The organism is Lentzea sp. CC55, from assembly GCF_021056325.1.
Taxonomy (GTDB): Bacteria; Actinomycetota; Actinomycetes; order Mycobacteriales; family Pseudonocardiaceae; genus Lentzea; species Lentzea jiangxiensis.
Genome location: NZ_JAJCXE010000056.1, coordinates 499,036 through 522,794, shown reverse-complemented (window position 1 = coordinate 522,794; position 23,759 = coordinate 499,036). Strand labels below are relative to the sequence as shown.

Annotated in this window: 20 protein-coding genes; 11 read left to right on the top strand and 9 right to left on the bottom strand. The window is 71.0% G+C overall.

The window, feature by feature from the left end; all coding sequences use genetic code 11:
• Window positions 1–2: 2 nt before the first annotated feature.
• Genes L6E10_RS40065 through L6E10_RS41080 form a run of 7 tightly spaced genes read left to right on the top strand, consistent with a single transcriptional unit; the run spans window position 3 to window position 6,941 of the window.
• Window positions 3–260 carry a phosphopantetheine-binding protein gene (locus L6E10_RS40065; protein ID WP_236224883.1) on the top strand — a complete coding sequence of 86 codons (258 nt, stop codon included), beginning with the start codon at window positions 3–5 and terminating at the stop codon, window positions 258–260.
• A complete protein-coding gene (locus L6E10_RS37340) occupies window positions 257–1,498 on the top strand; it encodes a hydroxymethylglutaryl-CoA synthase family protein (protein ID WP_236224882.1) in 1,242 nt (413 codons plus the stop codon). Before L6E10_RS40065 ends, L6E10_RS37340 begins: the two co-directional genes overlap by 4 nt.
• Window positions 1,495–2,238, top strand: coding sequence for an enoyl-CoA hydratase/isomerase family protein (locus tag L6E10_RS37335; RefSeq protein WP_236224881.1), 744 nt, complete (start codon window positions 1,495–1,497; stop codon window positions 2,236–2,238). The genes L6E10_RS37340 and L6E10_RS37335 overlap by 4 nt, the downstream gene beginning before the upstream one ends.
• Window positions 2,235–3,026 carry a polyketide synthase gene (locus L6E10_RS37330; protein WP_236224880.1) on the top strand — a complete coding sequence of 264 codons (792 nt, stop codon included), beginning with the start codon at window positions 2,235–2,237 and terminating at the stop codon, window positions 3,024–3,026. The genes L6E10_RS37335 and L6E10_RS37330 overlap by 4 nt, the downstream gene beginning before the upstream one ends.
• Window positions 3,023–4,252, top strand: a complete 1,230-nt coding sequence (locus L6E10_RS37325; protein WP_236224879.1) for a beta-ketoacyl synthase N-terminal-like domain-containing protein — start codon at window positions 3,023–3,025, stop codon at window positions 4,250–4,252. The genes L6E10_RS37330 and L6E10_RS37325 overlap by 4 nt, the downstream gene beginning before the upstream one ends.
• Complete coding sequence (locus L6E10_RS37320) at window positions 4,249–5,127, top strand: ACP S-malonyltransferase (RefSeq protein WP_236224878.1); 879 nt, start codon at window positions 4,249–4,251, stop codon at window positions 5,125–5,127. The genes L6E10_RS37325 and L6E10_RS37320 overlap by 4 nt, the downstream gene beginning before the upstream one ends.
• The gene (locus L6E10_RS41080) at window positions 5,124–6,941 is read left to right on the top strand and encodes a polyketide synthase (RefSeq protein ID WP_236224877.1); all 1,818 of its coding nucleotides are present in this window, start codon (window positions 5,124–5,126) and stop codon (window positions 6,939–6,941) included. The genes L6E10_RS37320 and L6E10_RS41080 overlap by 4 nt, the downstream gene beginning before the upstream one ends.
• Window positions 6,942–7,027: 86 nt before the next feature.
• Here L6E10_RS41080 and L6E10_RS37310 read toward each other — a convergent pair whose 3' ends face one another.
• The 9 genes from L6E10_RS37310 to L6E10_RS37270 form a co-directional block, all read right to left on the bottom strand.
• Window positions 7,028–8,212 (bottom strand): glycosyltransferase, encoded by a 1,185-nt coding sequence (locus tag L6E10_RS37310; protein WP_236224876.1) that lies wholly within the window; start codon window positions 8,210–8,212, stop codon window positions 7,028–7,030.
• 102 nt (window positions 8,213–8,314) lie between these two features.
• Window positions 8,315–9,304: a 3-oxoacyl-[acyl-carrier-protein] synthase III C-terminal domain-containing protein gene (locus tag L6E10_RS37305; RefSeq protein ID WP_236224875.1), complete on the bottom strand. Its 990-nt coding sequence runs from the start codon at window positions 9,302–9,304 to the stop codon at window positions 8,315–8,317.
• Complete coding sequence (locus tag L6E10_RS37300; RefSeq protein ID WP_236224874.1) at window positions 9,301–10,530, bottom strand: cytochrome P450; 1,230 nt, start codon at window positions 10,528–10,530, stop codon at window positions 9,301–9,303. The genes L6E10_RS37305 and L6E10_RS37300 overlap by 4 nt, the downstream gene beginning before the upstream one ends.
• Window positions 10,527–10,811 (bottom strand): acyl carrier protein, encoded by a 285-nt coding sequence (locus L6E10_RS37295; protein ID WP_236224873.1) that lies wholly within the window; start codon window positions 10,809–10,811, stop codon window positions 10,527–10,529. Before L6E10_RS37295 ends, L6E10_RS37300 begins: the two co-directional genes overlap by 4 nt.
• The gene (locus L6E10_RS37290) at window positions 10,808–12,442 is read right to left on the bottom strand and encodes an AMP-binding protein (RefSeq protein ID WP_236224872.1); all 1,635 of its coding nucleotides are present in this window, start codon (window positions 12,440–12,442) and stop codon (window positions 10,808–10,810) included. Before L6E10_RS37290 ends, L6E10_RS37295 begins: the two co-directional genes overlap by 4 nt.
• Before the next feature lie 326 nt (window positions 12,443–12,768).
• On the bottom strand, window positions 12,769–13,251 hold the full coding sequence (locus tag L6E10_RS37285) for a MaoC family dehydratase (protein WP_236224871.1): 483 nt from the start codon (window positions 13,249–13,251) through the stop codon (window positions 12,769–12,771).
• Window positions 13,248–14,483, bottom strand: a complete 1,236-nt coding sequence (locus L6E10_RS37280; protein ID WP_236224870.1) for a beta-ketoacyl synthase — start codon at window positions 14,481–14,483, stop codon at window positions 13,248–13,250. The genes L6E10_RS37285 and L6E10_RS37280 overlap by 4 nt, the downstream gene beginning before the upstream one ends.
• Entirely contained in the window at window positions 14,483–14,728 is a 246-nt protein-coding gene (locus L6E10_RS37275; protein WP_236224869.1) for an acyl carrier protein, read from the bottom strand. The genes L6E10_RS37280 and L6E10_RS37275 overlap by 1 nt, the downstream gene beginning before the upstream one ends.
• A 59-nt stretch (window positions 14,729–14,787) precedes the next feature.
• On the bottom strand, window positions 14,788–15,801 hold the full coding sequence (locus L6E10_RS37270) for a beta-ketoacyl-ACP synthase III (protein ID WP_236224868.1): 1,014 nt from the start codon (window positions 15,799–15,801) through the stop codon (window positions 14,788–14,790).
• A 353-nt stretch (window positions 15,802–16,154) separates the two neighbouring features.
• Between L6E10_RS37270 and L6E10_RS37265 the strand changes: the two genes are divergently transcribed.
• From L6E10_RS37265 to L6E10_RS37250, 4 genes are all read left to right on the top strand, one after another.
• The gene (locus L6E10_RS37265) at window positions 16,155–16,382 is read left to right on the top strand and encodes a phosphopantetheine-binding protein (protein ID WP_236225080.1); all 228 of its coding nucleotides are present in this window, start codon (window positions 16,155–16,157) and stop codon (window positions 16,380–16,382) included.
• Window positions 16,379–17,599, top strand: a complete 1,221-nt coding sequence (locus L6E10_RS37260) for a beta-ketoacyl synthase (RefSeq protein WP_236224867.1) — start codon at window positions 16,379–16,381, stop codon at window positions 17,597–17,599. The genes L6E10_RS37265 and L6E10_RS37260 overlap by 4 nt, the downstream gene beginning before the upstream one ends.
• 32 nt (window positions 17,600–17,631) lie before the next feature.
• The gene (locus L6E10_RS37255) at window positions 17,632–19,473 is read left to right on the top strand and encodes an acyl-CoA dehydrogenase (protein WP_236224866.1); all 1,842 of its coding nucleotides are present in this window, start codon (window positions 17,632–17,634) and stop codon (window positions 19,471–19,473) included.
• A 637-nt stretch (window positions 19,474–20,110) separates the two neighbouring features.
• Window positions 20,111–23,008 carry a LuxR family transcriptional regulator gene (locus L6E10_RS37250; protein WP_275677290.1) on the top strand — a complete coding sequence of 966 codons (2,898 nt, stop codon included), beginning with the start codon at window positions 20,111–20,113 and terminating at the stop codon, window positions 23,006–23,008.
• The last annotated feature ends 751 nt before the right edge of the window (window positions 23,009–23,759 follow it).

The following is a 23,759-nucleotide window of genomic DNA, read 5'->3' as shown; positions in this document are numbered from 1 at the left end:
GGGTGGGTAACCGAACCGGTCGCGAGGACGTCTTCGCCGTGCTGAAGGAACAGCTGCTCACGGTGCTGCCGGACCTCGACCCCGCCGCGGTCGTCCCGAGCGCCAGCATGAGGTCGCTCGGCGCCGACTCGATGGATCGGATGGACGTCGTGGTCGGCACCGTCGAAGCGTTGGGCATCGACGCGGCACTGCACCGGTTCGGTGACGCCGCGAACCTCGGCGAGCTGGCCGAGCTGATCCTCGAGGCGGTGCCGGCATGACCGCGGTCGGCATCGAGGACATCGGCGCCTACTTCGGCACGGCCCACGTCGAGGTCGACGAGCTGTTCCAGGCTCGCGGCCTGGAACAGGCGAGGCTCGCGAACCTGTTGATGCGACGCAAGAGCGTTGCGCTGCCGTGCGAGGACATCGTCACGATGGCGGTCAATGCCGCTCGGCCGGTGCTCGACCGCCTCGGTGAGGAGGGCAGGGCGACCATCGAGACGGTGGTCGTGGCGACGGAGAGCGGTGTGGACCTCGCGAAGTCCGCCGCGGCGTTCGCCCTTGCTTTCCTCGACCTGCCGAAGACGTGCCGGGTGTTCGAGGTCAAGCAGGCCTGTCACGGCGGTGCCGCCGCTTTCCAGATGGCGGCCGCTTCCCTCGCCGTCTCGCCGCGCCGTGGCAGGGCGCTGGTCATCGCCGGTGACGCGCCGATTCCCGTCCAGGGCAGCTACGCGGAACCCAGCCAGGGCGCCGGGGCGGTCGCGGTCCTGCTCGGCGAACCACGCCTCGCCCGGTGGCACGCGGACCGCTACGGCCTTTGGAGCTTCGACAACACCGACTTCCGGCGGCCGGCGGTCGACGTCGACGTGATCAACGTCGACCTGTCCATCATGTCGTACATCGACTGCCTCATCGGCTCGTACAAGAACTACGCCGAGCACACCGCGTCCGACTTCGGCGCGTCGTTCGACGCGCTGGCGATGCACACCCCGTTCCCGGGAATGGTGCGCGGAGCGCATCGCACCGCGGCACGGCGACTGTCCGGGATGGACGCCGCCGAGATCGACCTGGACTTCAAGAAGCGGGTCAGCTCCTCGCTGGAAGTCCCGGCCGAGGTCGGCAACATCTACTCCGGCTGCACCCTGATGGCCCTGGCGAGCTCGTTGCGCCACCATTCGACGACGACCGGCCACGAGCTCGGTGTCTACTCCTACGGAGGCGGGTGTTCGTCCGAGTTCATCGGTCTCACCGCTTCCGCGGACACCGGACGCGCGCCGGCGGCGGCACAGCTCGACGCCGCGCTGTCCGCGCGCACGAAGATCAGCGTCGAACGCTACGACGCCGTGCTCGACGTCGCTCGCCGCACCCTGCCGGGCACACCGGACGCCGATGACTGCCTTCGCGGCGTCGGTGACCTCGTCACCACGGCCGCGCACACCACAGGGCCGTTGCTGATGCTCGGTTCGATCAAGGATCACCACCGGGAGTACCTGTGGTGCGACAAGGACATGACATGACATCCGACGGTTTGCGAGTGGTCCCCAAGCCGGGTCACCTCGTGCTGGAGCTCGACGACGTCGAGTCCCGCAACGCGCTCACGCCGGCGTTGATCGCCCAACTGCACGCCGCGCTCGACCAGGCCGAGGCCGACCCGGGGTGCCGCGCCGTCGTGCTCCTCGCCGACGGCCCGGTCTTCTCGGCGGGTGCGCACATCACCGAACTCGGCGAGGCCGAGTTCAAGGGGTTGACCACCGGTCTGTGGCACCTGCTCACCCGGATGAGCTCGGGGCCGCTGCCCACCGTCGCCGTCATGCAGGGCTGGGCCAGCGGCGGTGGAGTCGGTCTGGCCGCGGCCTGCGACGTCGTGATCGCCTCGCCCGAAGTGACCCTTCAGCTCACGGAGGTCTTCTTCGGCATGCTGCCCACCATCATCATGCCGTGGATCGCCCGGCGCGTGGGAGAGCACCGGTCGCTCCGGCTGGCGATGCTCGCGGATCAGCTCACCGCCGCCGAGTCCGAGCGCATCGGGCTCGTCGACGTCGTGAGCGACGACCCGCGGGCGGCGATGCGCAAAGTGCTGCTCTCGTTGCGCCGCTCGGATCGTGACACCCTCGCGGACCTCAAGCAGGCGCATCAGGCCCTTTTCCCGGCTGACAACCAGTACGGGTTGATGGCGGAACGGGTGTTCGGCGCACGCCTGAACGACCCGAAGGTCTCCCAGAGGATCAAGGCATTGGTGACGGAGGGGTTGTTGTGAGCAACGGCAGCGCGGTTCCCGGGCAGGTGTTCGGACCGATCTCCGTGGAGTTCGAGGCGCCGATCGCCACGGTGCGCTTCGCCGACGCCGAAAACGGCAACACGTTCCGCAGAGAGTGGCTGGACCACCTCTTCCAAGCGGTGGAAGCGGCGACCGGCCACCCGGACACCCGTGTGGTCGTCGCGGCCGGCATGCCTTCCGTGTTCTGCGCGGGAGCGACCAGGGAGACGCTGGTCGGCATCGCCGACGGTCTGCCGCTGCCGGAGTACCGGCGGTTCGCCAGGGTCTTCGCGACGTGTCCGCTACCGGTGGTCGCCGAGATGCAGGGCCACGCGCTGGGCGGCGGGCTCGTGCTCGGGCTCTACGCCGACGTCGCCGTGCTGAGCGAACGGTCGTACTACGCGGCCAACTTCATGCAGTACGGCGTCGCACCGTACGTCGGAGCGACCTACGTCGTCCCCGCCAAGATCGGGGAGGCGCTGGGCACCGAGATGTTGCTGACCGCACGCGGTTACCGCGGCATCGAGCTCAAGCAGCGCGGCTGCGGCGTGCAGGTGGTCGCGCACGACGAGGTGCCGGCCACGGCCAGGAACCTGGCCCTGATGATCGCGCGTTCGCCGCGTGCCAGCCTCGAACTGCTCAAACTCGAGCTGATGGGCAAGTGCCTCGCGGGATCGGACGCGGCGATGGAAAGGGAGCTGGAGCCGCACATGACCTCCCGCGAACTGCCCGATGTCGTCTCACTGACCGAAGAGGGTTACGGCTTGCTGCGGACCACGACGTCATGACCGCGCCCGCGGCCCGGGCTGCGGTCGCGGTGCGGGCCGCCACCGTGCTCACCCCTTCGCTCAGCAGCCTCGACCGGCTCGCGGACGTGCTGCTGTCCGACGGCGAACCACCGCCGGTGCAGCGGGATTGGGGGGGTCTTCTCGACGATCCGGAGGTCCACCACCTGGATGCGCAGGACGCGGCGCGGGTGCGCCGCGCCGCGAGGAGCAGCGCCGATCCGGCCAAGACGGCGGCTGTGGTCGCCGTGCGCTGTGCCCGCGAGGCCGGGCTGGCGGCGTCCGAACTCGCCGGGTGCGCGCTGGTCGTGGCGGGCAACAACCTGGCCATGGACTACCAGGCGCGCACGGTGCTGGACGAGGTGCAAGGCACCCGGCGGGTGCGTCCCACCCACGCCGTGGCCTACCAGGACACCGACGCCGTCGGTGTGGTGAGCGAACTGCTCGGCCTGCGTGCCGAGGGGTGGACCGTGGGCGCCGCGTCGGCCAGCGGAGCGGTGGCGGTCATCCAGGCGATGCGCCTGCTGCGCGCGGGCGATGCGCAGCGGTGCATGGTGGTCGCCCCCGCAGCGGAGCTGTCGTCGATCGAAACGCGCGCGCTGAGCACGAGCGGCGCACTCCACCCCGGCCCCGAGCCGGTGTGCCGGCCGTTCGACGACCACCGGGAGGGTTTCGTCCCGGGACCGGCTGCGGCGGCGGTCGTTCTGGAACTCGCCGGACAGACGGCACGGGAACCACTGGCGGTGCTGCTGGGTGCCGGGCAGCGGCTCGACGCCCGGCACGGCGCTGCCCCCGACTCGGCCGGGCAGGCCGAAGCCATGCGTGCCGCGATGCTCGCCGCCGGGATCGAACCCGCCGATGTCGGTTACCTCAGCGCGCACGCCACCGGTTCACGGGTCGGAGACGAGTGCGAGGCCCGCGCCATCGCGCAGGTCTTCGGCGTCGGCGCGGGGCCACTCGTCAACTCCACCAAGGCTTTCCTCGGCCACGCACTCACCGCGGCGGGCTTGGTCGAGCTCATCGCCGCCGTGGTGCAGCTGCGTCACGGCCGGGTGCACGGCAACCCGAACACCAGCAGTCCCATGCCCGACGTGGGTGGGCGGTTGGCGGGGCGCACCTCCAGCCGGCTCGACCGGCCTGTGGCGCTCACCAACAGCTTCGGTTTCAGCGGCATCAACACCTCCATCGCACTCACCACCGAGACCATCCAGACGAGGGACACTCGATGACTGTTGTTTTCCTGTTCCCAGGACAGGGTGTGCAGCGTCAGAACATGGGGGTCGAGCTCTTCGCACGATTCCCCGCCTTGACCGAAGCCGCCTCGGCGGCCCTCGGCTACGACCTGCGTGAGCTCTGCGCCGACGAGGAGCGGCTCGCCCAGACCCGCTACACCCAGCCCGCCACCTACGTGGTCAGCGCCCTGGCCCTGCGAGCCGCCCGCGAGGACGGGCTGAGCCCCGACGTCGCGCTGGGCCACAGCCTCGGTGAGTACAACGCCCTGGAAGCAGCGGGGGTGTTCGGCTTCCTCGAAGGACTCGAGCTGGTCCGGCTGCGCGCCGACATCACTTCCCAGGCCGCTGTCGGCGCGATGACGGCCGTGCAGGGGCTGGCCGAGGAGACCGTCTGCGAAGCGCTGGGCGATCCGCGGGTGCGGGGCGTCGAGGCCGTCAACTTCAACTCGCCGACGCAGACGGTCCTGGCGGGTCCTGAGAGCGCTCTCGCTTCGGCGGAACAGCTGATGCGCGATCTCGGTGCCGCGGATGTGCGGCGACTGGCGATCACCGGCGCGTTCCACAGCAGCCACATGCGGGAGGCCGCGGCTGACTTCGGGGCGCGGCTGGAGCGGTTCTCCTTCGAGGAGCCCGCCATCCCGGTCGTGTCCAACCTGACCGCGCGTCCGCACAGTGCGGCGGACATCGCCGGTGCCCTGGTCCGGCACGTGCACAGCCCTGTGCGCTGGCACCAGTCCGTGACGTGGGTGGTCGAGAACTTCCAGGACGTGTCCTTCCACCAGCCGGGCGTCAGCCAGGTGCTGGTGCGGATGTTGCGGCAGATCCCCGCCGCGGCGAACCTGCTCTCCGCCGCCGCGGGAGGTGCGCGGTGAGCGCCGGAAAGGCGGCGCCCGTCGCCATCATCGGCATGGCCGCGCGGGTGCCCGGTGCGGAGGACGCGGACGCGTTCTGGCGGCTGCTCGCCGAGGGCAGGTGCACCTCGTCCCCCGCGATTCCCGGCCGGTTGCACGACTACCGCGCCGACCTGGGCGGCACGCCGGACCCGGTCGTGTCCCTGCTGCCGGACGTGGGCGACTTCGAGCCGGGACTGTTCCAGATCACGCCGCGGATGGCCGTCTGGATGGACCCCCAGCAGCGCTTGATGCTCGAAGCCACCTGGCACGCCCTGGAGAGCGCCGGCCTGGCACCCGACTCGCTCGCCGGGCGCGACGTCGGGGTGTTCGTCTCCACCACGAGCTCCGACATGCGCGACCGCGCCGCGGACCTGCACCTCGTCGACCGGTACAGCGCGATCGGGCTCCTGCTGACCTTCGCCTCGGCGCGGATCTCGCACCAGTTCGACCTGCGCGGTCCCAGCATCACGCTGGACACCGCCTGCGCGGGCGGTCTGACGGCGGTGGCCCAAGCGGTGTCGGGTCTTCGCGCGGGGGAACTCGACATGGCGATCGCCGGGAGCCCGAACATCTACCTGCACGGCCACATGCAGGCCGTGATGCACCGGTTCGGCGCTCTCTCGCCGACAGGACAGGCCCGTTGCTTCAGCGCGGACGCCGACGGCTACATCCGCGGTGAAGGGGTGTTCTGCTTCGTCCTCAAACGCCTGGAGGACGCGGTGGCCGACGGCGACCCGGTGCTCGCGGTCATCAGGGGAAGCGCGCTGAACCACGACGGCCGGCGTGGCACGCTGACCCGCTCCGACGCCGAGTCCCAGGTGGAGCTGATGAGCCGCGCACTGGCGCAGGCCGGTCTCCCTCCTTCCGCGCTGGGGTACATGGAGTCGCACGCCGCAGGCACCGGCAAGGGCGATCCCATCGAGGTGCAGGCCGTGGTCGAGCTGCTGCGGTCGCAAGGGGGACGACCGACGGCCGCAGGGCCCGACGGCAAGCTGTGGATGGGTTCGGTGAAGGGCAACATCGGTCACCTCGAAGGTGCGGCGGGGGCGGCGAGCCTGGCCAAGGCGGTGCAGGTGCTGCGGTACCGCACGATTCCCCTCACCGCCGGTTTCACCGCGCCGCACCCCGACATCCCCGCGGACCGCGGTCCGGTGGACATCGCGGCACGAGCGGTTGCCTGGCCCGGGGGCCCGGTCCGCAGGGTCGGCATCACCGCACTGGGAGTCGGTGGGGCCAACGCCCACATCGTGCTCGAGGAAGCGCCCGAGCTCGACAGCTCCGGCTGGCAGCGGTCCGGCCGCTGGCCGGTGCCGGTGAGCGCGCGCACCGAGCGCAGTCTGCACCGTTTGGTGACCGAGCTGGCCGACCTGCTCCCCCACGGCAGGCAGGACCCGTCGGGAGGACCGGGGCTCGCGCCGCCGGACTTCACCGCCGCCGTGTGGACCCTCCAAACGGGTCGTGCTCAGCTGGCACAGCGAGTCGTCATCCTCGCCGCGGATGCGGGTGAGTTCGCGGTCGCGGCTCGCGCGTTCGTGCGCGGCGAGTCGCACCCGTTGGTGCTGCACACCACGTTCGACCCCGCGGACCCGGCCACCGCTGACCGCCACGTGCCGGAGCCGGACCTCCAGGTCGCTGCTCGCTGGCTCGCCGGCGAGCGCGTCGAGTGGGCCGGCCTGTGGCCGGAAGCGCAGCGCCCGCGGCGTGTTCCGTTGTCCGCCTACCCGTTCGACCGGACCACTTTCTGGCACGAGTCCTTCGGCCCGCTCGCCACTGCCGGCGCCGACGCGACGTAGCGGGCGCGGAACGGTACGGGGTGCTTCGACGAGTGCGCGACCCGCGGCTGGGCCGGGGTCGCGCCACGTCGTCCGCGCTGCCGGCACTAGTGACCGGTCGAACGCCCGCTTCCGCTTTCCACCAACGACTGGAGGTCGGCGACGAACGTCTCGAGTGGCGGCAGGGCGAGCAGGTCGCGGCGGATCCGCCTGGCGTTGTTCCGGTAGCGCGGGTCGTCCAGGACTTTCCGGCAGGCGGCCAGAACGTCGTCGGCCGTCATGGTTTCCGTGTGCAGCTGCTCGCCGACACCGGCTTCCGCGCACCTGCGCGCGTTGTACGGCTGTTCCGAGAACAGGGGCGTGCAGACGAGCGGGACGCCACCCCGCATCGCTTCACGGACGCTGTTGTGACCGGCGTGGGTGATGAAGAGATCGCAGCACTCCAGCAGAAGCGGCTGGGGAACCGACTCCACCAGGACCACGGTGGACGGCAGATCGCCGAACGCCTCGTGTGCGACGCCGCGTCCTGTGCTGATCACCGCGACGCAGTCCAGCTGCGTCACGGCCGTGACGACGGATTGGAGCAGCGAGGGGCCGTCCGACGCGAACGCGGCCAGCGTGCCCAAGCTCGCGAACACCCACGGCTTGTCGGTGGGCAACCCCGCCAGGACAGGCGGTAGGGCGTCGCCCTGCCTGCCGGGGTTCTCGTGCCGGTAGAACCTGGAGCGGGGCACGGCGGCCTCTGCCGGGTCGTAGGTCTCGGGCATCAGGCAAGCGTGCAGGTGGCGGAAGCTCGCCTCCCCGGCGGGATCCGGCGGCAGACCGAACGAGGCCCGCAGCGGGGCCATCAGCGGCGCGAGCGTGGAAGGTGGGGAGATCACGTTGACCGCGCCACCGATCGCGACGGAGGCGTGCGGCACGCCGAGCACCTCCGCGGCGAGCACGCCGCCGAACTCGAGCGTGCTGCGGACGATGACGTCGGGGTTCCACCCCGAGCCGATGACGTCCTCGGCCATCGCCTCGGCCGGAGGGCCGATGAAGAAGTCCACCGTCCTCTCCATCGCCGAGAGGTGCGCGAACGTCGTGCCGGTTTCCTCCAGCGTCCGCGCCACGAGCTCCAGGATGTCGAGACCCGCCGGCAGGTGGTCGATCCCGTAGGCGGCGATGTCCTCGGCGGAGGTCGCGGCGGTGGCGATCGCGACCGTGTGCCCCGCGGCCTCGGCGGCTCTGATGACGGGCACCAGCGCCCGGATGTGGGACGGCGAGTTCGCGACGGTGAAGAGAATCCGCAAGGACGTGCTCCGATCGTGATGGCCACCCGCTGCGGCGGAACCCGGTGACTGACGAGGGTCACCGGGTGCGGTGGGCGCTTTTGTCGTAGGTCGTGAACCGGATCAGCAGCGCTCGACGACGAGCGCGGTCGCGGTGAAGCCCGCGCCGAGACCGACGAGCAGCGCGCAGCCGCCCGTGGTCAGCCTGTCGAGGCGCAGGAGGTCGTCGAGGTTGGCGATCGTGTCACCCGCACCGAGGTGCCCTGTGGTGTCTCCGAACACCACGAGGCGGTCGCGCGCGGCTTCGGGCAGCGCGGGGAGCACGGTGTACCTGACGGTTTCCGGGCGCAGTCGCGCGGTGCAGACGACCTGGATGCGATCGGCGTCGTGCAGGTCCGCGTCGGACAGCGCCTGCTGCACCGCCGTGGCGACGGTGGCGCGGATTTCCTGGGCGGTCGTGCGGAATTCGAGCAGGGCGGCGCTGTTGTCGAGCGCGGGTGGGAGCGGCCGGAAGGGGTGGAAGCGGGGGAAGGCGTTCTCCAGCCGGGGGTTGCCGGCCCGGCCGGTGGCCAGCACGGCCAGCGGTCCCCGGTCGCGGTGCAGGAGCGCGGCGGTGCCCCCGTCGCCCAGGACGCCCTCGGGCGCGGTGCGCCAGCGGTCGTAGGGCAGGTCGCGGGTGTTGATGCCGGTGCACGCGAGAGCGTGGTGGGTGCCGGGTTCGGTGAGCAGGGTGGTGATGGCGGCGTGCAGCGCCGCGTCGCCGCCGCTCGACATCTGGCTCAGGCCGACGGCGACGGCGTGCGTGGTCCCCAGCTCGGCGGCGAGCCGGTGTGCCGGGGACGCGGGATCCTCGTCGGTCGCGGACATGCCCGCGTAGGCGAGGAACCCGATCTCCTCCGGCGTGATCCCGGTCGTGGAGAGCACGTCGCGGCAGGCGGTCAGGCCGAGTTGCCACGCCTGCTGCCCGTCGGCGACCGCGACCTCGTGGCAGACGGCCGACCGGGCGTCGATGTCGCTGAGCGCGCCCGCCGCGACCGCGTCGGCGGCACGGGACCGTCCCGCGGGCAGCCACGTCCCGGCGGCGGAGACGCGCACCCGTCCGGAAACCCTCATGCGGGCGCACCGCCGAGGTTGACGGGCATCGACTCCAGCCTGCGGTCGAACACCATGTCGCTCCAGCACAGCTCGCCCGGGTCGACGGTGAGCCGCAGCCGCGGGAAGCGGAGGAACAGCGAGCGGACCGCGACGGTGATCTCCATGCGGGCCAGCGGCGCGCCGATGCAGCGGTGCACGCCGCTGCCGAACGACAGGTGGCTGGGCTCACCGTCGCGGTGGGAACGGACGTCGTCGGGATCGTCGTAGGCACGCGGGTCGCGGTTGGCGGCGGCGAGTGACAGCAGCACGGTCGCGTCCTTGGGGATGACGACGTCGCCGACGTGGATGTCGGCGGTGGCGAACCGCCAGATCGCGAACTGGAACGGCGGGTGGTGGCGCAGCAGCTCCTCCACGATCCGCGCGGTGGCCGCCTCGCTGCCCAGGGCTTCCGCGCGCAGGTCCGGCCTCGCGCCGAGCGTGGCGGCGCCGTGGCCGATGGCGGTCGCGGTGGTGGGTGGCCCTCCCACGAACAGCGCCATGACCGTGCTGAGCAGGTCGCGCACGCCGACGGACTCCGACCGGGCGAGCAGCAGGGAGATCAGGTCCTCGCCGGGTTCGCTCCTGCGGTGTTCGATCGTGGCGAGGACGAGGTCGACGAGCTCGTGGTAGTAGCCGATCATCTCGGGGCTGTCGGTGGGCTTGCTGGACAGCAGTTCCCGCAGCAGCGCGGCGGCCACCGGCGTGTCCGCGGGGCGCAGGCCGAGCACGGTGCTGATCACCGTGACGGGGACCTGGTTGGCGAAGGCGGTCATCAGGTTGACCGGGCCGCCCCCCGCCTCGGCGCCTTCGCGCTCGAGGTGGTCGAGCTGCTCGTGCACGATGCGGTCGACGGTCGCGCGCCAGCGACCCACGGCACCGCTGGAGAGCTCGGCGTTGACCAACGACCGCAGCCGGCGGTGCTCGGCCCCGTCGGTGTTGAGCATGTGCCGCCCCGTGGAGCTGAGGGTGTCCTCGGGAACGCGCCGTCCGCCGAACTTGTGCTCGGGGGAGCTCAGCAGCCGGGGGTCGACGGCGAGCCGCTCGTCGCGCAGGCAGGTCCGCACGTCGTCGTACCTGGTGACGAGCCAGATCGGGAACCCGTTGGGCAGCTGCACCTGCTGCACGGACGCGGCTTCACGCAGTCGCGCGTAGTAGGCGGTGTTGGTGTCGTCGTCGGGCAACGAGACCAGGGTGGGCAGGCTCATGACCGGTCCCTCTCCGCATCGGTGGTCTTGGCGGCCTCGACCAGTTCCGCGAGCTGCGCCACTGTGCGCGCGGTCACGAGGTCGTCCTCGCTGAGCTTGACGCGGCTCATGTTCTCCACGGCGGTGATCGCGTCGAGCAGCCGCAGCGAGTCGACGTTGGGCAGGTAGGCGAGCCGGTCGTCCGGCGACAGCTGGTCGGCGGGGATCTCCAGCACCCTGGCGAGCTGCTGGACCACCACGGTCAGCGCCGGAGCCTCGTTGTCGTGCACTGATTCGGTCATGCCGCGTTCTCCTCTCCGAACAGCCGACGGCGGAGCTCGTCGCGCTTCCACTTGCCGCTGGTGGTGCGGGGCAGCCAGCGGCGGTCGACGGTGCGCACGTCGGCGTCGGTGATGCCGAGGCGTTCGCCGACGGCCCGCCGCACGCCCTCGGCCACCGCCGCCCGGTCGGTTTCGACGGTTTCCACGACCACGACCACCCGCTCCCTCTCCGGGTCGGCCACCGCGACGCAGTGGCGCTGGTAGACGCCCGGCACGTGCCGGGCGACGTGTTCGACCTCCTCGGCGTGGACGTTGCGCCCCCGCACGATGATCATGTTCTTGTGCCTGCCCGCGACGTGCACCTCCCCGCGCAGCAGGAAGCCCCGGTCGCCGGTGCGCAGCCAGCCGTCGTCCAGGACGCTGGAGACTGCCGCGGAGTCCTCGGCGAGGTAGGCGTCCATGAGGCTGGGGCCGCGCACCTGGAGCTCACCGACACCGGCCTCGGGCAGGACGGCGCCCTCGGCGTCGACGACCCTCACCTCGGTGCCGGGCAACGGGGGCCCCTGCGACACGATCGTCCAGCCGGAATCGCCGGTGACGGGGACGACCCGGCCGTCCGTGGCCGCGGCCCGGTCGAGCGTGACGGTGCGAGGTGCCAGACCCGGCAGGTCGATGGTGATGCCGGCGCAGTACTCGGCCATGCCGTAGGCCGGGGTCATCGCGCCGACCGGCAGGCCGTGGCGGCCGAGGACCTCGGTGACGGCGCGGACCGTGGCCGGGGAGACCGGTTCACCGCCGTTGAGCGCCAGGCGCCAGCGTCCGAGGTCGAGTCCGTCGAGGTCCGCGGTGCGGGCGGCTTCGGCCAGCCGGTCGTAGGCGAAGTTCGGTCCTGTGCAGATCGTGACGCCGTGCTCGCCGAGGTAGCGCAACGCGTCCACCGGGCGCCGGATGAACGCCGCCGGTGAGACGAGGTGGGTGTCGAACCCGGCGCACAGCGAGATCAGCAGACCGATCATGCCGAAGTCGTGGAACAGCGGCAGCCACTGGTAGCCGACGTCGGCGGGGGTGAGTTCGCAGCGTGCGACCGGGGCGAGGACGCCGTTGACGACGGCGCGGTGGGACAGCACGACGCCCTGCGGCCGGCCGGTGGTGCCGGAGGTGAACTGCACAACGGCGCGATCGTCCGGGCCGGGGGTGTGCGTGGTCGGGACGCGGGTGGCCGGCGCGCACCGGTCGGCGTTGACGACGCGCAGTCCAGGGCAACGGCGCTGCAGCGGCTCGAGCGCGGCGGCGAAGAGGTCACCGGTCACGAGGTGCCGGATGCCGACGGTCCGGATGAACGCGGCGAGGTCGTCGGCGACGCTGTCGACGTCGTGGGCGACGGCGGGCAGTGGCAGCACGCTGACGGCGGCGCCGATCGTGAGCACGCCGAGCAGAGCCGGCGGGAAGGAAGGTGTGGCGGGAAGCAGCACGCCGACCACCTCACCGGGTTCGGCGCCGGCGGCGAGCAGCGCGGCGGCGACGCCGTTGGCTCGGGGACCCAGTTCGGCACGGGTCAGGACGGTCGCGGACTCCGGGAAGATCATCCGGCCGCGATCGCCCGGCGCGCAGGTGATCGCGTCCACGAGCGTGCCGGAAATGTCGATCGTCATGCGTTGTCCCTGTCGTCGCGGTGTGGTGGGCTGTGCGGCGGGAACTCCGCCCCGTCGCTTCGATCCGGGTCTTCGCGACCTGGAAGGGCGGTCGTGCCACCGGGAACGCAACCTCGGCCTGTCCGCGCACCAATCATCGCCGCCAGTATGCGGCGGTGAAGACGTCGCACGATCAAGCGTTCCCCCTGTCGGAACGGTGGCGGCGGCCTGTGGCCGGTCGGCACCCGCAACCGACGAGCGGCGTCCGCACCACGGGCGCAAGCGCGCTGCCCGCCAACGGTTTCCAGGGTCAGCCGGGTGAGTGGCGAGCCACCTCCGCTTGGTGATCACCGTTCCGCCGCTGTCGCAACCCCTTGGTACAGCATCAGCACGTCCACCGTGTACGCCGGTCTCGGTTTGCCCTCGACGTCGACCCTCACGGACAGAACGGTCTCGGTGAAGTTCCGCGGCCGCGACCGTGCCGAGGCCAGCACGGCCGTGGCGCGGATTCGTGCGCCCGCGGGAACCGGCGTGGTGAAGCGCAGCCTGTCGACGCCTTTGTTGACCACCGCGGACACCCCGTCCACGCGGAAGATCCCGTCGAGCATGGGGATGAGCAACGACAGCGTGAGAAAGCCGTGCGCGACAGGCCCTCCGAAGGGACCGGCGTCGGCTGCCGGGCCTGCCTGGTGGATCCACTGGTGGTCGTGGGTCACCTGAGCGAATCCATCCACAGTGGACTGTGCGACGAGGTGCCACTCGCTGGTGCCGAGCGTTTCCCCGGCGAGGTCGAGCAGGACCGCCGGGGAGGAGAACACGCGTGCGGTCATGCCGGCGTGACCACCAGAACGGCGTTCTGGCCACCGAAGCCGAACGAGTTGCTGACAGCGGCGCGGAACGTTCCGCTCCTCGGAGCCTTGGCCACGACGTCGACCTCGACCTCCGGGTCGAGCGAGTCGAGGTTCGCGGTCGGTGGGACGACGCCGTCGCGCAACGCCAGAACCGAGCACACGGCTTCGATCGCGCCCGCGGCGCCCAGCGCATGCCCCAGGACGCCCTTGGTCGAGGTGACGGCGACGTGGTCGTCGAAGACCCGCCGGATCACCCGGCTCTCGGTGACGTCGTTGACCTTGGTGGAGGTGCCGTGGGCGTTGACGTGGTCGACGTCCGCCGCGGACAGGCCGGCGTCCTGCAGTGCCGACCGCACAGCCCGCTCCACGGCGGCACCGGACGGATCCGGCGACGTCGCGTGATGTGCGTCCGCGGACGCACCGTACCCGCTGATCATCCCGTGCACCCGGGCGCCGCGGGCGCGGGCGTCGGTGTCCCGCTCCAGCACCAGGACCGCGGCTCCCTCCGCCGCGACGAAGCCGTCGCGGTCCACGTCGAACGGCCGCGAGGCCGCCCTCGGGTTCCCGGTGCGGCGGGACAACGCGCCCATCCTGTCGAAGCCGGCGATCATCGTGCGGCCGAGGGGCGCCTCCGTTCCACCGGTGATCACCACATCGCACCGGTCGCCGCGCAGCAGTTCGCGCGCGGTGCCGATCGCCGTGGTGCCGGAAGCGCAGGCGGTGGCGGTGACGAGGTTCGGGCCACCGGCACCGCACTCCATGGCGAGGTGGCCCGCCGTCATGTTGGGCGCGCACATCGGCACCAGCAACGGTGAAACGGCACCGGCACCGGCGGAGTCGAACTCCCTTTGCTGCAACTCGTAGGTCTGCACGCCGCCGAGCGCGTTGCCCAGCACCACCGCCACCCGTGCCCCGTCCCACTCGGACGGGTCGAGACCGGAGTCGTGCAACGCCTCGCGCAGTGCGACGATCGCGAGCTGCGTGGACCGGTCCAGTCGCCAGGCCGTCCGCCTGCCGAGCTGTTCGTCGGCGTCGAAACCCGGCACCCGGCAGGAGAAGCCGACACGCATGCCCTCCAGCGCCGGATCAGCGGCCGCGGCCGGCTCCGCCGCGAGGACGGTGCGCCAAGCGTGCTCGACGCCGATTCCGGCGGGGGTGACCAGCCCCAGGCCGGTCACCGCCGCGTGGAACTCCGTGCTCGACCGCGACATCAGGCGGCGACCGTCCTCGCGTCGATCAGCTCCGCGACGTCCTGGACGGACTGGTCGGGAGTGATCTCCTGCTCGTCCACCTCGACACCGAACTCCTTCTGCGCCACCATCGCGAGCTCGACCAGCGCGAGCGAGTCGAAGTCCAGCTCCTCGAAGGTCGCCGTGCCGCTCACGCGTTGCGCGGAGGTGCCGAAGTGCGTCACGAGCAGCGTCGTCAGCCGGTCCAGCGTGTTGTCGGCGTTCATGGGTGTACTCCTGTTCGTCGTGAAAGCGTTGCCGTGCGCGGGAACCGTGCTCGACGAGGTCAGCCGAGCTCCAGTTCCGGCCAGATCAGCACGGTGGAGCCCCAGCCGAGGCCCGCACCGAAGGACGTGACGAGGACGCGGTGGCCGGGGACGATGTCACCGGCCGCGGCAGCGTCGGCGAGCACCAGCGGGATGGAGGCGGCCACGGTGTTGCCGACCCGGTCGACGTTCACGACCAGGCGGTCCTCGTCCACCTCGAGGTTGCGGGCGACGGCCGAGAGGATGCGCGCGTTCGCTTGATGACAGGCGAACCTGTCCACGTCCTCGATGCGCCAGCCCGCCCGCTGGAGGACCTTGCCGGCCGACTCGCTCATCCTCGTGACGGCGTTGCGGAACACCGGCTGGCCGTCCATCTGGAAGTGGACGTCGGCGGGGTCGAGGGGCAACCCGGAACCGCGCTGTTGCGAGCCGCCCGCCGGCACGATCAGCAGGTCCGAGTGGGAACCGTCCGAGCCCAGGTCGAACGGGCCGAGCGCACCCGGCTCGTCAGCCGTCCCCGCGCGGAGGACCACCGCACCCGCACCGTCGCCGAAGATCGCGACAGTGGTGCGGTCCTCCGGGTTCAGCACCGTGGTGAACGTGTCCGCGCCGATCACCAGGACGCGGGTGGCGCTCCCGGCGGCGATGTGCCCGGCGGCGGATGCGAGCGCGTACACGAAACCCGCGCACACGGCGTTCAGGTCGAACGCCGGCACTCCGGTCAGCCCGAGTCGGTGGGCGACCTCGGGTGCCGTGGACGGGCAGGGGTGGTCCGGGGTCGTCGTGGCGACGATGACGAGGTCCACGTCCGTCGACCCGGAGGACTTGAGCGCACGGGCTCCGGCCTCCACCGCGAGCGTCGAGGTGGACATGCCGGGATCGATCACGCGGCGTTCCCTGATCCCGGTCCTGGTCCGGATCCACTCGTCGGTCGTCTCGAGCCGTTGGGCGAGATCGTCGTTGGTCACCACCCTCGGCGGCAACCACGTGCCGATCCCGCACAGCACCGCGGCAAGGCCGTGATCCGCTGGCATACCCGCTCCTGTCATCCGCACACGCGGCGTCGACGACTTCGCACCGCTCGAGGCCCGGCACCGGGCCGGCCTCCACCGGTAGGACTTCGGCGACGGTAGGCACCTCGAGGCGAAAAATTGCTGTGGAACTCCGCAGAACTCCCGACGCGACCGCAGTCCGTCATCGACGCGAATTCCTGGTGACCCGCTCTTGCCGACACGGATCGACCTCGTCGGCACCGCTGCGGAGCGCGTCCAGGTGCTGCGGTTCTCCGCAGCCTGCGTGAGCCTGTCGTGACGCACGGTGGTCGCGAACATCCCATCCCCCGATGTGCAACCCCCCGACGGCCAGCAGAGGAACCGCCTTGTCCACCGTGTACGACACCCTCGTCGAGATCCTCACCACCAAGTTCGCCGTTCCGGCGGACGTGATCAACGAAGACACCGCGCTCGAAGAGGTGTTGACCGACTCCCTCGACGTGGTCGAGTTCGGCGTCGTCGTCGGCGAGCGCTACGACACCCACCTCTCCGACGAAGAACTCTCGTCGGTGACCACGATCGCCGATGTCGCCGCGCTGATGAACACCAAGGTGGCGGCATGACCGCACGTCCCGATGTGGTGATCACCGGGCGGGGCGTGGTGACCTCGGCCGGCACCGGCGTCGACGACAACTGGAAGCGCGTCAGCGCGGGCGAGCCCACCGCGGTGCTCGGTCCCGACCTCGGCGTGCTCGGCACCCAGGTCATCTGTCCCGTGCGGGACTTCGACGCGCCGGCGCTGCTCGGTCACGACGCCCGGCGCCTCGACCGCTACAGCCAGCTCGGTCTCGTCGCCGCGACCGAGGCGGTCGGCGACGCGGGTCTGCGGAGCGACGAGTGGGACGGCAGCCGCGTGGCCATCGTCATGGGCGTGTCGGTCGGTGGCGTGGAAACCCTGACCGCGCAACACGTCGCGCTCCTGCAGCGGGGTCCTGCCGCGACCTCACCGCTGACCATGCCGATGTCCCTGGTGAACATGATCAGCGGGCAGCTCGCCATCCACCTGCGGGCGACCGGCCCCAACCTGACCGTGTCGACCGCCTGTGCCTCCGGGGCCACCGCGATCGGGACGGCCCGGCAGCTGCTGCAGGCCGACGCGTGCGACATCGCGATCGCCGGCGCGGCCGACGCTTCGCTCGTACCACTCATCTTGGCGGCCTTCGCCAGGATGGGCGCGCTGACCAAACGCTCGGCGGACCCCCTGCGCGCGTCTCGCCCGTTCGACCGCGACCGCGACGGGTTCGCCGCGGCCGAGGGTGCGGCGGTCGTGGTGCTGGAACGGGAAAACGACGCCCGTGCCCGGCGTGCGTCCATCCGCGGCCGCGTGCTCGGCTACGGCGCTTCCGCCGACGCCCACCACGTCACGAGCCCGCACCCGGACGGGGTGGGCGCACAGGCGGCGATCCGGGCGGCACTCGCCGACGCGGGTCTCACCGGCGCCGATGTGGACCACCTCAACGCGCACGGCACGTCGACGAAGCTGAACGACCAGGCGGAGGCGAAGGCGGTGCGCTCGGTGCTCGGCGACGAGGTCTCCGTCTGCTCCACCAAGGGCGTGACCGGCCACCTGCTGGCGGCCGCCGGCGCGGCCGAGGCCATCTACGCCTCGCTCAGCATCGAGCACGGGCTCGTCCCTCCCACGGCCAACCTCGAGCACGTCGACCCGGAGATCGACCTGGACCTCGCCCCGGTGCCGCGGCAGCAGTCGATCGACGTCGCCATGAGCACCTCGTTCGGGTTCGGTGGCCAGAACGCCGCGCTGGTGATCGGCGCACCCTGATGTCCGACCACGCACACCGAGGAGCAGACGGAGTGGTCCTGCACGAAACCCTGTCCGAGGCGCCCGCGCGGCTCGCCGCCGACCAGGCCGCCGAACTGCGCGACCTGCTGCGGTACGGCGCGGCCGACGACCACGACAGGTTCGCCGAGCTGTTCTCCGCCGGGCTTTTCGACCACGTCGAGGGCCGGTCCCCCGCCGAGAACGCCGCGCTGGTCTACCGGCGGCTGCGGCACGTCAACGCCGAGCTGGGGCCGGCTCGCGAGTTCGTCACCGGGGACCTGGACCGCTTCCTCGTGCTGCACGAGTGGGCAGGCGTGCTGGACCCGACGCTGGTGTCGGTGCTCACCATCCACTACAACCTCTGCCTCGGCGCCGTCCTGGAACTCGGCGACGACCGTCCCGAACTCGCCGCGGTGGCCGACGAGCTGGCGCGGATGGACTCGGTCGGCGTCTTCCTGGCGACCGAGCTGGGTTACGGCAACAACGTCGCCGAGATGCGCACGCGTGCGGTGTACGACCGTTCCACCGACGAGTTCGTGCTCACCACACCGAGCCACGAGGCACGCAAGTTCATGCCCAACACCGGTTTGGACGGCGTGCCGAAGATCGCCGTCGTGCTGGCGCGGCTGGAGATCGACGGCACGGACGAGGGCGTTTTTCCCTTCGTGGCGCGCATCCGGGACGAGAACGGGCCCTGTCCCGGTGTTGACGTCCAGCCGCTGGGCGACAAGCCCGGTCTGGCACTCGACAACGCCGTCACCACGTTCCGCGGTCTGCGCGTTCCCCGCGCATTGCTGCTCGACGGCGCGGACCCGGTGATCGGACCGGACGGAAGCCGCACGGCTGCGGCGAAGTCCCTGCGCCGTAGGTTCACCCGGTCGATGACCCGTGTCCAGACGGGCAAGCTCTGCCTGTCGTCCGCCACCGCGGCGGCCGCCCGCGCGAGCCTGTTCATCGCGGTGCGGCACGGCAACAGCCGGCACGTGACCGTGTCCGGGGGCCGCTCCGTGCCGGTGACGGCCTTCCGCACGCACCAGGCCCAGCTGCTCGACGCGCTGGCCAGGACCTGTGCCGTCACCGTGCTGCTGAACGACACCCGCAGGCGCGTGCGGGACACCTCGCTCGACTCGGTCGAGACGAAGCGGGCGCTGGCGATCACCAAGGCGCTCGTCACCTGGACGGCGCAGGACGTGGTGACGACCTGCATCGAGCGGTGCGGCTCACGGGGGATGTTCACGCACAACCGGATCTCGTCCTACGTGTCGCTGATACAGGGTTCGGTCACCGCCGAAGGCGACAACCAGGTCGTCGTGCTGGACGCAGCGAACGAGATGCTGCTCGGCCGCGGCTACACCCCGCCCGGCGACCGGCCCGGCACGGGGTCGCTCGACGACCCGCGGTTCCTGCTGCGGTTGTTCCGGCACCGCGAACGCGTGGTGCACGAGCAGGCCCGTGCGGCTCGCAGGGACGGTGACGACCCGTTCGACCGGGCCAACCGCGCCGGGCTGCTCGCCGCCGAACTGGGCAGGCTGCACGGCGTCCGGCGGGCTCTCGAGGAGTTCGACGCCGTGGTCCGGCGGGCGAGCCTGCCGCGGAGCGCAGCGGTGCTCACGTCGCTGTTCCTGCGGTTCGCCGTGTCCGAGCTGGACAGGGACGCGGCCTGGCACCTGTGCGACGGCACCCTGATCCCCTCCCAGGTGCGGGAGATCCCGTCGCTCATCGCACGGCTCGACGAGCACCTCCTGCCGCATGCCGAGGACGTCGTCGAGGCGTTCGGCATCACCAACGACGTCCTGCGCGTCCCGATCGCGGCCGAGGACTACGTCGAGGCCTACGCGCGGCTGTTGCCGGTGTCCGGCCTGCCGCTGACCTGAGCGCGCGAGATCGAAGCGGAGCCGCTGGAGCGCTCTCACATCAAGGGGTCGACGCGGTGACCACTCCCGAGGAGCCCCGCACCATGCCGCGGTGACGGCGGGGTCGTGCACGACCCCGCCGCGACCGCGGTACCGGCGGACCGCTCACCAGGGCGGCCGTCGGCCTCCACCGCCATCCGGCGAACACCGCGTGCCGAGAGCCGTCCGCGCCGGCACGTCAGCTCACCAGCGCCTCGCACAAGACCGGTGCGGTGAATCTTCCACGTCAGCGGCATCAATGTGCGCACAGCGTTTCCGCCGCCGCGAAGATCGTCCAACGGCGTGATTTCACTCACTCGAAGATCGTCAAAGCCCCGGAAGTGAGCACACCGCGTTTCCGGCAGGACCGGAACTTCAAGTTGAACATGTGACAAATCTCGGCGTAACGCATGTCCAGCCACGGCGTTGTCGGGTCCCTGCACACGTCTGCACCCTCGTGAACTGCGGATTCATCCTCAGAAAGTCCTACCCCCACGAGAGGTCATCGACTTGACCAAACGGGTACTCCCACCGTGGAATCAACAGGACGCCCTATATGACCAAGGTGTGAGTCACGTAATACCCGAATGGCCTAGCCGACAACTACGGAGCGCGCAGAATGGTCCCCGACTCGCAACACCACCGGAATACCGGCAGCCGGACCACTCTCGTCGGCAGAGGTTCGGAGTTGAAACGGATTGTCGAGGCTCTCGAGGCGACGAAGCACGCGACACCCGCCACGCTCCTGTTCGAAGGCGCGACCGGCATCGGCAAGACGATGTTGCTGGACGCGGCGTGCGACCTCGCCCAGGCGCGCGGGTTCGTGGTCTGCCGGGCGAAGGCCTCGCCCATGGAGCGGGAGATGCCCTTCGCCGTGGTCCAGCAACTCTTCGAGCATCTGCGCGAGGAACTGTCCGCGGGCCAGGACGGTGAGGGGGCGCCGCACGGGCACGGCGCCATCGCCGGGCACTTCACCGCCGAAGTGCACGACCTGGAGGAGGTCCACGTCCTGCGGGCGATCCGGGGCGTCTACCGCTTCGCGGCCCGTCTCGCACAACGCGCACCTCTCTGCCTGGTCGTCGACGACGTGCAGTGGGCTGACGTGCCGTCGTTGCGCTGGCTGAACTACCTGCTCCACCGCGTCGCCAGGCTCCCGGTCGTGATCCTGCTGACCCGCACACCCGGGATCCGTCCGGCCGATCCCCTGCTGATCGCGGAGCTGGAGCTCTACTCCCGGACCATGAGGCTCGCGGTCTTCACGGCTCAGGACGTCGTGCAGCTCACCGAGCGGATGCTCGGACGCACACCGGACAGGAGTTTCGCCGAAGCCGTCCTCCAGGCCACCAGCGGCTGTCCCATGGTGACGAGTCACATCCTGCGTCAGATGCGGGAACGATCGACCCTTCCGGACGAAGAGGCAGCGGGTGCCCTGCCCGGCCTCGACCCCGAGGAAATCGGCCGATCGATGCTCGCACGGCTCAACCGCCAGTCACGCCAACTCGTCGAGGTCGCCAAGACGATCGCGGTCGTGGAGCCGGGCGATCTGGACCTCCTGGCCGCTGTCATGGGCGTGAGCAACGGCGCGGCCGCCGATCTGGTGCGGCAGCTGGAGGGGATGGGGCTGCTCGCACCGGCCGACGAACTCGCGTTCTCCCACCCGGTGATCAAGAGGGCGATCGACAGCGCGGTCTCCTACCAGGAACGCGAGGAGTTGCACGCCAAAGCCGCGCGGCACCTGCACCACACGCGGGCGCCCGCTCCTGTCGTGGCACACCACGTCCTGCGAACGTTCTCCCGGTTGGGCGCCTGGGCGGTGGCAGCCCTGCGCACCGCGGCCGACACCGCGACGGTCGCGGGCGATCCCCGCACCGGTGCGAAGCTCCTCAGCAGAGCTCTCGACGAGGAACTGTCCCCCTCGCAGAGGAAGGACCTGCTGGTGCGGCTCGGCCTCGCCGAGGTCTACTTCGACCCGCGGATGGCCGTCGTGCACCTGGAGGAGGGGATGACCGGGCTGGACGATCCGGAGGAGGTCCTCGCGGTCGCCTGCCGCCTCGCCCAGGTCCTCTACTTCGACGGCGCCTACGACAGTGCGAGCGAGGTGCTGCGCCGGACCGAGGCCGAGATCGGGTCGAAGATCCCCGCGGTCGTCGACATGCTGCGCCTGCTGGAGCGGATCACCGTGCCGTCCAGGGCCCCGACAACCGGTCAGGTGGACTTCCGCCGGTTCGACGAGCAGGAGTGGCGCCGCGGTGACGAGCACGGCCGCAGGCTGGCGGGACTGATCGCCGAGGACGCCAGCAACCGCGGCATCGACCTGCCGCTGTGCCGGAAGGCGGCGCTCGTGGCGCTGTCCGGCGGAGCGCCCGCCATCCTGCACTACCCGCAACGAATGGTCGGGGTGCTCAACTCCCTGCTGCGCGCCGACGAGGCGGAGCTGGTGATGCGGTACTGCGACGAGATCCTGCTCGAGGCCCACCGGGAAGGGCTGTCGCTGATCGTCCTGCTCGGCCACACCCTCCGGTCGCGGGCGCACTACCACCGCGGGTCCTTCGCGGAGGCGGTCGTGGACGCGGAGCTCGCGTTGTCCGCGGCGCGGACAGCGGCACTCCCCCCGGACCACTTCGGACAGGTCTACGCCGTCGACGCCCAGGTTCGCGCCCAGCTGGCCCTCGGCGACGTCAAGGCGGCGGAGGACGCGCTCCGGCCGTTCGGCGGGTTCAGGGCATTGCCGTCCACCTGGCACCACACCGCGCTGCTGCACTCCAGGGGCGCGTTGCGCATGGAGCTCGGCGACACCGAGGGGGCTCTCGCCGACCAGCTCGAGTGCGGCGAGCGGTTCGAGGCGTGGGGCCGGCCCAGCCCGGCGCTGCGCCCCTGGCGTTCGTACGCGGCGCTGGCGCACCTCAAGCTCGGGCAGCAGGATCCCGCCCTCAACCTGGCTTTGCGGGAGGTGGAACTGGCGCGGAAGTGGGGTGCGCCGAGCGTGATCGGCCGTGCGCTGCTGACGATGGGCATCGTGACCGGCGGCGCCGCCGGTGCTCCGTGGCTCACCGAGGCGGAGTCGGTGCTGCGGCCGTCGTCCGCGCGGATGCTGCACGCACAGGTGCTGCTGGAGCTCGCCGGCGCGCTGAGGGAGAAAGGACAGCACAACACCGCCCGGCAACACCTCGCGGAGGCGAAGAAGCTCGGCGAGCAGTGCGGCGTCACCGTGGCAACGGGAGAAGAGCCCGCCGCCCCGGCCTCCCCCCGCACGGCACGCGCCCGGATCCCGCAGCCGGCCGAACCGACGAAGGTCGTGCCGCCCAGTCCTCGAGCCAACGCGCTCGCGCTGACACCGCACGAGCACCGGGTGGCCGGGCTGGTGCTCGAAGGGAACTCGAACGACGAGATCGCGCGCAAGCTGAGCGTCTCCCGGCGCACGGTCGAGTTCCACCTCACGAGCATCTACCGCAAGCTCGGCGTGCGCCGCCGGACCCAGCTGCCCTCCGCACTCGCGGGATTCGTCTCGCGGAGGTGACATCTCCGGCGAGCAGGCGTTCGGGGCACTCCCACCGTGCCCCACCGCACATCGGGTTGCGGCGAGCCCGCGTTCGGCGCCGCTTTCCTGCGGTGCCAAGGTGGGACGGGGAGAACCAGGACTGCGGCGACACACGTTCCCACGCCCTCACCGTGATCTCGCGATCGCACGGTCGCCGCAGTCCGAGCCCTCCGGCAGCCGTGCGTGGCGTCAGCCGGAACCTCACGGCCGGCCGGCGGTCAGGATTTGCGGGAACGTGCTGCCACAACGCCAGCACTTCGTTCCGGACACCTCGATGGGACCTACTCAGTCGTGGCACATTCCGGCTCTGCACCGGCTGACGTGAAGTGGGCCGGGAGACGCCGAATCGCGCCCTGGGCTTTCCGCTCCGCCAAAGCCGGTGGTGCCGCGGGGAAGACCTGCTCCCGAACAGCCGCCGCCGACCAGCACCCGCTTGGCGCGCCGGAATGCCTGCTGGATCATGAGGTATTCCATTCGTGAAATCTGTCCGTCATGCCTTCGGAGTAGCTGTCGATGAGAATTCTCGACATGACCGTCGGCACCATCGGAAGTTCTCGATGACAGCAGAACCGTCTGCGGTGCCTGCACGGCGCCGGTCGGCGGAACGAGTATGGGACAGTCGCCATCGACCACCCCACAAACCGTCCCAACGCTCGGGACCAACCCCATCCGGTCTGCGAAGCCGGGTTCGTTCCCGCGAATGGGGTGGAGGGTGGCCCGATGCGGGCCC